Source organism: Xylophilus sp. ASV27 (genome assembly GCF_016428875.1).
Classification (GTDB): Bacteria; Pseudomonadota; Gammaproteobacteria; order Burkholderiales; family Burkholderiaceae_C; genus Xylophilus.
The window spans coordinates 1-320 of record NZ_JAELTO010000344.1; the positions used below are offsets into that span (position 1 = coordinate 1).

Annotated in this window: 1 protein-coding gene; it reads left to right on the forward strand. The window is 76.9% G+C overall.

Annotated features, from left to right (window positions below; translation table 11 throughout):
• The coding region (locus JHD63_RS23245) for a hypothetical protein (protein WP_198973163.1) at nt 1-199 on the forward strand (199 nt) is incomplete at its 5' end.
• Nucleotides 200-320 lie beyond the last annotated feature (121 nt).

Below are 320 nucleotides of genomic sequence, written 5' to 3' on the forward strand. Positions count from 1 at the left end.
CCCCCCCCCCCCCCCCCCCCCCCCCCCCCCCCCCCCCCCCCCCCCCCCCCCCCCCCCCCCCCCCCCCCCCCCCCCCCCCCCCCCCCCCCCCCCCCCCCCCCCCCCCCCCCCCCCCCCTTTTAATGATCCGGCCACCACCGAGATCTACACTAGGTTCTCTTCGTCGGCAGCGTCAGATGTGTATAAGAGACAGGGATAGAGCAGCGCGTCCGACAGCGACAGCACCGCCTGGGTCATGAAGCCGCGGGTCTGCTCGTCGGCCGGCAGCGGCGCCAGGCCGGCCTGCTCGCGCGTCTGCTGCACCAGCTCGAACAGCACGC